This is a genomic window from Legionella shakespearei DSM 23087 (genome assembly GCF_000373765.1).
Lineage (GTDB): Bacteria > Pseudomonadota > Gammaproteobacteria > Legionellales > Legionellaceae > Legionella > Legionella shakespearei.
On sequence record NZ_KB892437.1, the window covers coordinates 1 to 11,475 of the forward strand.

Here is an 11,475-nt window from a genome sequence, read left to right on the forward strand (position 1 = left end):
CACGTTATTCCGATTCACGTTATTCCGATTCACGTTATTCCGATTCACGTTATTCCGATTCACGTTATTCCGATTCACGTTATTCCGATTCACGTCGTCCTGAGCGCGTCTTTTTGCGCGAAGGATCTCCTGAAAGCGGCATGGTGCCGATCCTTCGTGCAAAAAGACGCACTCAGGACGACGTAGAGCGTTCTACTCAAGGTCGCGACTGCGATTGCTCTTTTTCCTCTGTTTCATTAGTTGATTTACGTTTCTCATTGAGTATTTTATAAGGAACATAAAACACGCCAAAGAACAGAACCCCCAGCTCTATTAATTCAAAACAGGGGAATGAGGTTTTCTGCACCTGAGGGTTAGGGCTGTCATGAGATGTGCATAAAGAACGCCGGCCAAACAAAGTATTAGCAGTTCGATACTGATTTTTTAAGATGCCTAACATATAATCCCCTTTAGATTTGTCCAAATCCTGTCACAAATTGTAAATTAATGCAATATGTGGCATTATATTTGTCATTTTGTTTGGCTCTATTTCAATACCCCGTAGTTGTTACGGGAGGTGTACTAATCAATAGTACTTGATAATGCACCTTTAAATATCAAGAGAGATGTAACCATGAAGATTGTATTATTAGCAGGTGCACCCGGCAGCGGTAAAAGTACACAGGGTGCTGCATTGATGAAAATGAATGCCAATATTAAGCATCTTTCATTGGGTGAGGTAGTCCGTAACATTATAAAAGATCCTGAACATCCTCTTGCGCAAAAGTACCATGCGGTTATCAGCAGTGGAACATTATTACCCGATCATGTCATTGCTGAAATTTTAGCAAATGAACTGGAACAAATTGCAGATCAAAATACCGTAGTTTTGCTTGATGGTTATCCAAGAACGAGTGCACAATACCAAAATTTTAAAGAACACTGGGGAAATCCTGCTGGCATTATTCATTTGGATGTTTCTGAGCAAGAGTTAGCGGAGCGCATGGAACATCGACAGGACTCACGTAGCGATGACAATGAAGCAGCAATTGCCAGACGATTGGATTTTTACAAAACCACAACATTACCTGTTCTTGAACTGATAAAAAAGGAACTCGATAAGAACTCAGTGACTGTCAGTTCGAGTGACTCTATAGAAGCAACCAGTATCTTGTTGTATGCAAGCCTGCAGCATATGCAAGATCTTCATACTCTATTAAGTACCGCAAGTACCACAATACCTGAAGAAAAAACAGTTGATCCGGTTGTTACACCTGTCTGGTTTCATTCTGTAGTCTCTCCATTATGGCAAACTTATAGTGAATATCAGACTGTTGCGGCAGTGCAGGAAACTTATGAGACCACAAATTTTTCCTTTTCTCTCTTAGGTAAAAAAATAGTCTATCTTGAAACTGCTGCAGAAATTGAAACTATTTTGCGAGCGCGTAGCAGCCTGGGTCATGTATATCGACACTTCTCTATGGCAGCAGGTTTAAAGCATGACTTTGTTGCTACAGACAGTCATAATCCTGCATCATATCGTCGGGAGGATGGACAGATTAATACCTGGAAACTGATTCATAATGCTTTTGGTATGGCGGTGAAAGGTGACAAGGCACGTATTGAACATTTGATAGACGTCCACTTGGATCAGACTTTTCTGGCTGAAAAGACCTTTGAACTGGATACCACTTTTGATAGATTTTTTTGCTCCTTTTGGTCTGATTACCTCTTCGGATCCACTGTTTCTCCTCAAAGTTATATGGAAAACCGCGAGGCCATATTAGCGGTGATGAGGCAATGCTTTTACAGTAATAACTACAAGGCTCTGGATCCAACCGGCTTATCAAGCCTTTTGTACAGTTATACTGTGAGCAATGAGCTCAAGGAAGCTAAAGAAAAGATTAAATCGTTCATTAGCAACTCAACTGCTACGTCATTCACTCAGCGCTTTAAAGCAGCGTTAAGGCAATTAAATGAATCTGAAGGACTGGAACTTTCGGAAGATACATTAATGGACATGGTCGCCGACAACGTATTCGATCTCTTTTTTGAACCCGATTTTCTTGAAAATGTAATGTATGAAACCTTGGCAATTGCAATAAAGGAACATGTTGACTTGCGTGAAGGCAAAGAGCGAAGCAAAGTGTATTCGCAAGGCATGAAACAAGGATACCTTTTTCCTATGCGTTCTCGTATTTTAGAAGAGGCTGTAACTCTGCCAGACGGCACAAGCATTGCCGCGGGAAGTCATGTTTATTTCAACTTAAAAAAAGCAGGGCTTTACCATTCATCAGGCCCAAGGCGTTGTGTTGGTCAGGCTTATACACACTACTTCAAAGAGCACTTTTTCAATCGTATAGAAGGCATAGATTTTAAAGTGAAAAGTGTCAGCTTTCCTGAAGAGAGAATGGCAATGGTGGCGAATGAAAATGTACCAGGATCTCCTGAGAGATATCAGGTGAGTTGGAATTTAAAGCGTGATGAGGCAATGCGGCATTTACCTTACCATAATTATAAAGGAAATAAATTTTTTAATGTTTTAGCCCTACATCAAAAACCAGATCTCAATGAGCAAATGGTGAAACAATGTAAACTAAAAATTAAACACTTTTTGGACAAACGCGAGATAGACATAGACAAGGTAGTCATTGTAACTCCCGAAGTCAGAGGCCTTCCATTAGCTGCCCAGGTAGCAAAAGAACTGCGAGTCCCTCTTTATACTATACGCAAAAAGGGTGGCTACAAAATGGCTGAAAGCGAAGTGTACACCGAGAGTTATGATAAAGGTTATGGCGATCCTGATGTGGTGGAATTACCGGTAAAGGAAATCAAAGACTTAGCCGGTAAAAAGGTAATTTTTCTTGATGATGGTCTTGCAAGCGGACAAAGCGCACTGGCTTGTATCAAACTGATTGAGAGACAAGTGAGTGACGAGGATGAGGCGGCACAAGTCCTTATGGTCTTGACTTCATTGAAGCATGATTATGTGGAAACGACACCCAAACTCTCTGAGCATTGCAAAGTGAAAACATTATTCGACTGCCATGGTGGAAAAATGCCTGCCGAGCAAGAAGAAGCAAAGATTCAAATCAAGTTGGGCTAGTCTGTCACTATGAGATTATGAGGAGATAGTTGGCGCACGAATTAACTCATCACCATCTTCGTTCTTAAGGGTGAGAAAGGTAGTGCCCGCTAATAACGTGAGTATGCCCAGTGCAATGAACGTGTGTTGGAACGTACTAATAGTCAACGTATGGTTGTTAGAAAATTCATAGGTAAAAAGGCTGACCAGGATTGCCGAGATGGCGACCCCAAAGCTTTGTGCCAGTTGTTGTATTGTGCTCATAATACTTGTTGCCGCACTGACATCATCGTCATTCACATTGGCATAAGCCAGAGAATTCATCCCGGTATATTGGAGCGCAATCAAAAATCCGTACATGAAGGTTAAAAAGGCGATTTGATAAGTTGATGTGTCTGGATTAATGGCTGCAAAAGAACATAAGGAAAGGCTGACCAGAATGGTGTTTAAAATAAGCAATTTTTTATAACCTAAAAAGCGTAATATATAAATTGCCAAAGGTTTTACTAATAAGACTCCCAAGGCAACGGGTGTGATAAGCAATCCTGATAGGCGAGGGGAAAAGCCCAGAATAATCTGCAGCAATAAGGGTAACAGAAATGGGATACCGCCAAAGCTTAATCGTGCCAGTAAATTGCCTAATATAGAAACACGAAAGGTGCGTAAGGATAATAAATCTACTTTAACAATAGGGTGTTTTTTATCACGTGAATGACGTACATATCCGAACAGAAGAACCACGGCAACAATAATCGTTAAAACAGACTGGCTTAACGCAACATCTGATTCACTGAATATAGATAGTCCATAGGTTAGGGTTGCCAAACCGGAACCAAAGAGGATAAAACCAGTCTTATCCAATGAGTGAACGGGGCGGGGCGGCATTTCTGGCAATAGTTTCAGCGATAAAAGCACAGTTAGAATGCCGAAAGGGACATTAACCCAGAAAATCCACCGCCATGAAAAATGTTCGGTAATGACGCCACCTAGCAGAGGGCCTAACATCATCCCTAATGATGCAACCATGACTACTATACTCATCTTGGAAATCAATTCACTTCGTTCACAGGTCCGTAAAATAATGAGGCGACCTACCGGCATAGTAAGCGAACCACCAAGCCCCTGAACAATGCGAGCGAGAATCAGCTCCCATAGATTTTGGGTAAAACCGCACCAGATGGAACTTAGAGTAAACACGCTAACTGCAAGAATAAACACTTTCTTGACGCCGAATTTATCAGCTATCCAACCGCTAATAGGAATAAAAATAGCAAGGCTTAAGAGATAGCTAATCAGAGCCAGTTTAAGATTAACCGGATAAACGTTTAAACTATGCGCCATCACTGGAATAGCCGTGTTGATGATGGTCGTATCCACGGCCTCCATAAACATGGCAAAAGCTACTATGATGAGAATGATATTTTTCTTCATGTATTGATTATAAAGATTTTTTATTGTGAAACAATCGCTTATAACGGCTACGATAGAATATATTTAACAACACACAAACATCGGTACCAAGCCTTTCTCGGTTGCAAGCAACCGGGCTACAGCCCTGACGTGGTACGGTACCGTAGCCCGGCCTGCTTGCAGCCGGGATCAAATAGACACCATGCCACTTTCGGGAGATCCTTCGCGCAAAAAGACGCGCTCAGGACGACGTGGATCTTCCTGAGCCTACAAGCCCCCTCCATGAACTAATCTTAAAGTGTAGTCCGTTCTGCTTGCACCGAAATCTTTGCCCATCCCCGATCTACGTCGTCCTGAGCGCGTCTTTTTGCGCGAAGGATCTCCAAATATTGGCATTATGCCGCTTTCAGGATCGTAGCCCGTATTAGGCGTCAGCCGTAATACGGGATCGAAGTTGTAATAAACCCATTCCCGTATTACGGCTACGGTTAATTACTCACCTGAAAGCGAATCAACGTAATCAAACCACTCCAGTATTTGGTCCAATGGTGATCGTAGTAATCGTTGTTTTTCACTCGCTTCAATACAACACCATTTTCTACCTTGAATAGTGGTGCAGTATCATTCATTTCCGGGATTTTGGAATAATCAGGAAGAAGATCCATTTCTGGAAATTTATCAGGAATTTGTCCAGTCAAGAAGGCATTATACACACCATCAGCAGAGCGCTGCATGGCATCCAGCATGACCAGTCTTTGCATCTCAGCTTCAGGTTTGTACAAGTAACCGTCACCATAAGCTACCCAACTCGTGCCTTCAGCATTGACTACGTTTAAACCATGCCTGTTGTCTTCATTATGCATTAAATTGGCGATAAGAAGATTTAACGCTGCAGGCAAAAATACGCCTTTCGCAATCGCACGGCGAGGTGTTCGCATGTGTCCTGCAGAAAATGAATCAGTGAGATAATGATTGGCAAACGCATTTTGTGCATAGGCCAATTCCAACAGGCGATTTGCTTCCTGCTGATCACCTGCCTGCATTTTGGTAAAACCTTCTCTTGCCGTTTCCATGGCATAGCGGTGTCCTGTCCTGTATGCCGTCAACGAGTCGGGGGCAAAATGGTCAAAGTTAGCCTGAGCTAATTTGATGTAACTGCCAAAAGGGATAAACGCACTGATTACACTGCCACCGCAAGTCAGCTTGTTGAGTTCCTTTGTAATAGTCACATCGTGCTTATCATAAAAATCCCAATCATTAACACCTTCGCTACGTGCTATTTCGAGATCCTTTTCGACACTGCCCATATATTTATCCAGAGTTTTAGCCTGATTTAATGGGTTGGAACAACGTTTATTATTCGCCTCACCCTTAACACCCAGGGCATCGAATTGGGCTTTAAAGCAATTGGCCTGATCTGCTGGTTTGCAATTGGAAATAGGGTGTGATGCGTCACCAAACATATCACCACCATACATAACAATCTCACCGTAGCTTAATTTAAGCCCGTTAGGTAAAGTCAGCTTTACAAGTTCATTGGCAGAGTCAGTTCCTGACAAGTGAAGTTTTACATTGTCTCCTATGTTTTTATGTTCAAGGCTTGAAAAGCCGGGGCCATATTTTTCCATGAGTTGGGTCGTTGTTTCGGCTTTAAACGCTATACTGGAAGATGAACTATGAGCATGACAATGAAGAGCAACGAACAATGACAAAGGTAATGCCTGTGTGATATTCTTTAACATTATGTATTCCCTTGATTAGAATGTTAATTTTGTGGTCATAACTTGTTGATTGCTTCCGTGCAATACATAAAAAGTAGCACATAAATGGCATAAAGTAATAGTTTTGTGAGAATAATTTAGATGAGAAGAGTTAGAGCCAGACCCGATCAAGCACCACAAACAGCACATATTGTAAATCTGAGTCATGATGGAAAAGGAGTAGCCAGAATTGATGGCAAAGCGACTTTTATCCCCGGTGCCTTACCCGATGAAGAAGTTGAGTTTCAATATACACGAGTAAAAAAGGATTTTGATGAGGGGCGACTTTTATCGATCAAAGTACCTTCTCCTTTACGTGTAGATCCCAAATGCCCACACTATGCAATGTGCGGTGGATGCTCCTTGCAGCATATGAGTGAAGAAGAACAAATTCATTTTAAGCAGGAACAATTACTCGATTTGTTAACTCGTTTTGGGCATACATCTCCTCAGTCAGTTATTCCCCCATTGCTTAGCAAGCACTGGAATTACAGGAACAAAGCGCGTTTAAGTGTGCGTTTTGTGGAAAAAAAACAAGTGGCTATGGTGGGTTTCAGAGAGAGAAATAACCCGCGTTATATTACTGAAATTACCCAGTGTCCGGTACTAAATGCAAAGCTTGATGCAGACATCATCCCATTGCGGACTCTAATTGATGCGATGGAAGACAAACATTGTATTGCGCAAATTGAAGTGGCTGCCGGTGATGATGAAATCGGCCTGATATTTCGCAACCTGTCTCCATTAAGCACAAATGACGAATTGAAAATAAAGCAATTTGCAGAGCAATTTCATTATAAAATTTTTCTTCAACCAGGTGGACCTGATACCGTTCATTGCTTTTATCCTGAACATGCCAGCGAGTACCTGACCTATCAACTGCCTGACTTTGGCATTACCTTTCAATTTCACCCTACAGATTTTACTCAGGTCAATGCCGAACTCAATCGTAAAATGGTAAGCCTGGCTTTGCAGCTAATGGAGCTGAAAAGTGATGATTTAGTGCTAGACTTATTTTGTGGTCTTGGAAATTTTTCACTCCCTATGGCAAAAAAATGCGCCAGAGTAATTGGTGTGGAAGGCAGTAAAACCATGGTTGATCGTGCTTATATGAATGCCAAAGCCAATCAACTGGATAATGTAGACTTTTATGCTGCAAATCTGGATGATGTAGTGGAAGTGAATAATCTGGTGCAACAGCGATTTAATAAAGTACTTATCGATCCTCCACGTTCCGGGGCTTTGGAAATTGTAAAGCAAATTGATGCAATTAACCCTGAGCGTATTGTATATGTATCTTGTAATCCCGTAACATTGGCCAGAGATACTGATATTTTAGTGAATCAAAAAGGATATGTTTTGATTAAAGCAGGAGTTATGGATATGTTTCCTCATACCGCTCATGTGGAGTCAATCGCCTTGTTCGAAAAAGGATAAATCTCATGGTCAAAGTAAAAGATACCACTCCCTTAGCCTCCGATGGCAGTATCGATGTAGAGTTGTGGCTGCATCAATTATGCAGTAAAGGGTATTTGGACAATCTTGAACTGATCCGTAGTGCCTGCACACTGAGTCAACTTGCAGGACAAGACCATGCTACAGAAACAGGGCAAACCTGTTTACAGCAAGGCTTGTCTATGGCTGATTTGTTGGCTGACCTTGAAGTGGATCAGGAAACATTAGCCGCAGCGATCATTTTTGAAAATGTTCACTATGCCGATTTATCAATAGATGATGTTGAAGAGCAGCTAGGTCATAACATTGCCAAGCTGGTAAAAGGCATAGAAAAAATGAGTGCGATGAACAACGTACAGGCACTCAACAAATACCCGCAAAATAAAAACCAAATCGATAACATCCGCAAAATGCTTTTGGCAATGGTGGATGATGTCCGTGTAGTATTGATTAAATTGGCTGAGCGTTTATGCGTTTTGCGCACGGCTGGCCATCTGTCTGAAGAGGCGCGCCGACAATTGGCAACCGAAGCAATGGAAATTTATGCGCCTCTGGCTAACCGCCTGGGTATAGGGGCAATTAAATGGGAAATGGAAGATTTGGCGTTCCGCTTTTTGTATCCGGATGAATATAAAGCCATAGCGAAGGGATTAAAGGCGAAACGTTTGGATCGGGATAATTTTGTAAATGGAATTGTTGAACAGCTGAATCATCGAATTAAAGAAACCGGCGCTCACCATTTTGCTGTCTATGGCCGTTCGAAACATATCAACAGTATCCATAAGAAGATGCAGAGAAAGAATGTATCTCTTGATGAAATTTATGACGCTACTGCGGTACGGGTCCTTGTTGATACCGAGGCTCAATGCTATGAAGTTTTGGGCATGGTTCATACCTTATGGAAGCAAATTCCCGCTGAGTTTGATGACTATATATTCAATCCAAAACCCAATGGATATCAATCGTTGCATACTGCAGTGGAAGGCCCGGAAGGGCGGGTTTTTGAGGTTCAGATTAGAACATTCCATATGCATGATCTTGCTGAAATGGGTGTTGCTGCACATTGGAAATATAAAGAAGGCGGCGTGCAACAAAAAGAAAGCCATGAACGCAAGATTGAATGGCTTCGTGATGTATTGGCCTGGCATCAGGAAATGGCTGCCAATAAAGGCGTTGCTGAAAATAGTGCTACAGAGTTTCTTGAAGACAGAGTGTATGTATTTACTCCGGATGGTGATGTTCTGGATATGCAACAAGGGGTCACACCACTCGATTTTGCCTACCATGTCCATAGTGATCTGGGGCACAGATGCCGTGGTGCAAAAATTAATGGCCATATCGTGCCGTTAACCTATCAGTTGAAAACGGGTGATAAAGTTGAAGTATTAACCGGAAAGGAAATTAAACCCTCGCGAGACTGGATCAACCCGCATTTGAATTATTTGAAAACTGCTCGAGCCAAGGCAAAGGTCTTGCATTGGTTTAAGATGCAGGATTATGACGATAATGTTCGTGATGGACGTGAGATCCTTGAGAAAGAGTTAAAATCTCTAGGAATTAAATCCGACCGTCTAAATGAAGCCGTTACCGCTTTGCAATTTAAAAAGCTGGATGATCTGTATGCCAATCTCGGACGGGGTGATATAAAAATAGGCCAGATCGTTAATCGCCTGACTCCTCCGGAATCGTCAGAACAAAATATTTTAAAATTCGTTAAGCCCAAAAGTGAGGTGACTGGCAGTGATTTGCGTATAGAAGGTGTCGGTAATTTGTTGACCTTTATGGCTCGCTGTTGCCAGCCAGTGCCTGGTGACGATGTTATTGGTTACATCACAATTGGTCGTGGCGTTTCCATCCACCGTCGTGATTGCCCCAATATTATTCATGCAAGCGAAAAGCAAAAACAGCGTTTTTTACAAGTCAACTGGGGATCTAAAACTCGGGAAAATTATGTGGTTGATGTATTAATCAAAGCCTTTGATCGCTCTGAATTATTGAAGGATGTTACTTCATTATTGTCCAGTGAAAAGGCTCATGTGTTTGCACTGCAAACAAGCAGTAACAAACACGAGAATATGGCTTATATTACATTAACCATAGAAATAGATGGCTTAAACAGTCTGTCTCGCTTATTAGCTAAACTGGAACAAATTCCCAATGTCATTGAGGCCAGAAGACAGCTTTAGTTTCAATAGTTGTCCCGCATTAAGTTGGTGCTATTCGTAACCCGGCCTGCTTGCAGCTTATTCCCGTATTACGGCTACGCCTAATACGGGCTACACTCGCTGACTCTTCTACACACCCCGATCCACGTCGTCCTGAGCGCGTCTTTTTGCGCGAAGGATCTCCCGAAAGCGGCATGGTGCCACAGTATTTAGAGATCCTTCGCGCAAAAAGACGCGCTCAGGACGACGTAGATCGGGTAATGGCAAAGATGTGAAGCATCAGCTCCCGGCAGCAGTCGCCGTCTCCCAATCACCTCTTAGTTTATAATGCTAAATCAGGCTCTGTGCCGCAACAAAAATTCCGCTTCCTGACGGTCGCGGCTCGGTTTCCGGTGCACAATGAAGTAGATGCGAACGCACGGAAACCGAGCCGCGACCGTCAGGAAGCGGAACAGTTAGACTGGCACTTACTTAAGCTGTTTTTGTAGCCCGGTCTGCTTGCAGCCGGGAAAATGCGCTGGTTACACAGCCAAGTTCTAACTAAGTCTCCATTCCCGGCTGCAAGCAGACCGGGCTACAAAAACATTTTAAGCCAGTGCCATTCAGATCTGGGCGAGTCTACAATTAAATGTTATAAAAATAGCCAGATGTGCTTTTATAAGTGGCACAATTGAAATATAATAGCTCACAATGATTAATTTATAACGAGTTGCTTTTATGCCTTTAATTGAAGTTGAACATGAAGAACCAGATGTTAAGAATAATGCCGGTCTTGTGTTTTCGTTTAAAATGTACTCCGCGCCTACATCTAAATTTGAGTTTGATGGCAGTTTTAATTACCTGACTAGTGGCAGGCTTATTAAAATCGATACGAGTGAGATTCCCAGGCTTATTTCAGAAGGGGCTATTACCCCATCTAAACAAACAGTCAAAGCTTTAAATTTTATACCTGACTTAAAAGTGGATGGATTTGAAGTACATTCACTGCCAGACTCGATTCAAAGTATCTTAAGTAATTATAAAAAAACGATTCAGAATCTTACCGAAGCCAATTAAGACAGAATTTAAGAGTTGAGATTGAAACACTTTTGTCAGAGTATTTTGGTCTGCCTGCCGTGGCTCTTGATACGGTCTATAGAATTACTGATGGCCAAAGCAAAAACCCTTTTAAAGCCTTGCATCTGGTTCATGTAGATTTTCCTGAAGCAGGAATAGATAGAACTTTGCAGGCATTTGAAGGTGAGTGGTCACCGCGTGCTTTAACCAAAGGCCATGAATATGATGCTGAAAATTTGGAGTTAATGGTAAATATCTGGATGCCTCTGGATACTGTCGTTGCCTCGCCTCTCACGCTTTGCTCAAGGAGAAAGGTGGATTCAGAGAGATTAGTGGAATATATTGGTGTCAGAAGAGATGAACGTACTTTTTCCGCAGTAGGAATGACTGCTCCCGCGCACGGAAAAAATGACTCCTGGTTTTTTAAGCCCGGAATGAAAGGAGAATGTTATCTTTTTGATTCCACCAGAGGAATACATTCAGCCACTGAGTTTCCTGGTGAAACAGAAGTAAGAGAAATAAGGGTAGGGATTTTTAAAAGATAAGCGCACGTAATAGGTCAGGG

8 protein-coding genes and 1 pseudogene are annotated in these 11,475 nt (G+C 42.1%); 6 read left to right on the plus strand and 3 right to left on the minus strand.

The window, feature by feature from the left end; genetic code table 11:
• Window positions 1-186 (plus strand): annotated as a pseudogene (locus B094_RS17525) (hypothetical protein); the annotation flags it as partial.
• Window positions 187-196: 10 nt separating this feature from the next.
• Here B094_RS17525 and B094_RS0114985 read toward each other — a convergent pair.
• Window positions 197-439 carry a hypothetical protein gene (locus tag B094_RS0114985; protein ID WP_018578638.1) on the minus strand — a complete coding sequence of 81 codons (243 nt, stop codon included), beginning with the start codon at window positions 437-439 and terminating at the stop codon, window positions 197-199.
• Window positions 440-613: 174 nt separating this feature from the next.
• Here B094_RS0114985 and B094_RS0114990 point away from each other — a divergent pair, with 174 nt between their 5' ends.
• Window positions 614-3,085, plus strand: a complete 2,472-nt coding sequence (locus tag B094_RS0114990; protein ID WP_018578639.1) for a nucleoside monophosphate kinase — start codon at window positions 614-616, stop codon at window positions 3,083-3,085.
• A 15-nt stretch (window positions 3,086-3,100) separates the two neighbouring features.
• Here B094_RS0114990 and B094_RS0114995 read toward each other — a convergent pair whose 3' ends face one another.
• Both B094_RS0114995 and B094_RS0115000 read right to left on the minus strand, forming a co-directional pair.
• Window positions 3,101-4,495, minus strand: coding sequence for a DHA2 family efflux MFS transporter permease subunit (locus B094_RS0114995; RefSeq protein WP_018578640.1), 1,395 nt, complete (start codon window positions 4,493-4,495; stop codon window positions 3,101-3,103).
• Between the two features lie 467 nt (window positions 4,496-4,962).
• Window positions 4,963-6,216: a hypothetical protein gene (locus tag B094_RS0115000; RefSeq protein ID WP_018578641.1), complete on the minus strand. Its 1,254-nt coding sequence runs from the start codon at window positions 6,214-6,216 to the stop codon at window positions 4,963-4,965.
• A gap of 120 nt (window positions 6,217-6,336) precedes the next feature.
• Between B094_RS0115000 and rlmD the strand changes: the two genes are divergently transcribed.
• From rlmD to B094_RS0115020, 4 genes are all read left to right on the plus strand, one after another.
• Complete coding sequence (gene rlmD, locus B094_RS0115005) at window positions 6,337-7,671, plus strand: 23S rRNA (uracil(1939)-C(5))-methyltransferase RlmD (protein ID WP_018578642.1); 1,335 nt, start codon at window positions 6,337-6,339, stop codon at window positions 7,669-7,671.
• A 5-nt stretch (window positions 7,672-7,676) separates the two neighbouring features.
• Window positions 7,677-9,875: a GTP diphosphokinase gene (gene relA, locus B094_RS0115010; protein WP_018578643.1), complete on the plus strand. Its 2,199-nt coding sequence runs from the start codon at window positions 7,677-7,679 to the stop codon at window positions 9,873-9,875.
• Between the two features lie 696 nt (window positions 9,876-10,571).
• The gene (locus B094_RS0115015; protein WP_018578644.1) at window positions 10,572-10,910 is read left to right on the plus strand and encodes a hypothetical protein; all 339 of its coding nucleotides are present in this window, start codon (window positions 10,572-10,574) and stop codon (window positions 10,908-10,910) included.
• Window positions 10,911-10,942: 32 nt separating this feature from the next.
• Window positions 10,943-11,455, plus strand: a complete 513-nt coding sequence (locus B094_RS0115020; RefSeq protein WP_018578645.1) for a hypothetical protein — start codon at window positions 10,943-10,945, stop codon at window positions 11,453-11,455.
• Window positions 11,456-11,475: the final 20 nt, after the last annotated feature.